The organism is Marinifilum sp. D737, assembly GCF_026672275.1.
Lineage (GTDB): Bacteria > Bacteroidota > Bacteroidia > Bacteroidales > Marinifilaceae > Marinifilum.
This window is the reverse complement of record NZ_JANQCD010000124.1, coordinates 1-326: the sequence shown is the minus strand read 5'-3', so window position 1 is coordinate 326 and position 326 is coordinate 1. Positions and strand designations below refer to the sequence as shown.

General features: G+C 46.9%; 1 protein-coding gene. It reads right to left on the bottom strand.

The window, feature by feature from the left end:
• The coding region (locus NQ163_RS20710) for a hypothetical protein (protein ID WP_268192203.1) at positions 1 to 326 on the bottom strand (326 nt) is incomplete at both ends.

Here is a 326-nt window from a genome sequence, read left to right as displayed (position 1 = left end):
AAAGCAAATGAGTTGGATTCAAGAGTAAAACTTCCGCCACCCAAATCAAAAGTAATGCTAGCTGCTGTAACTTCTACGTTACTACTTGCGCTTAAGCCTGAGTAGCTTACCACACCACCAACTGCAGTTTGAGGTAAACTTCCACCCAAGGTCCATGTTCCATTTCCCGTAGCTGAAGCATCTACCTGTGTTGCATCATCAGAATCGCAATTGTTATCGTACTGATCTTTCAGTTGAAGAACAGGCTGTGCTGCCAGTGCTGCACCATTTGTAGCAGGCGCCGCTGGCTGAGTGGTAATGGTGAATTTTGTGGCCGCTCCATGACC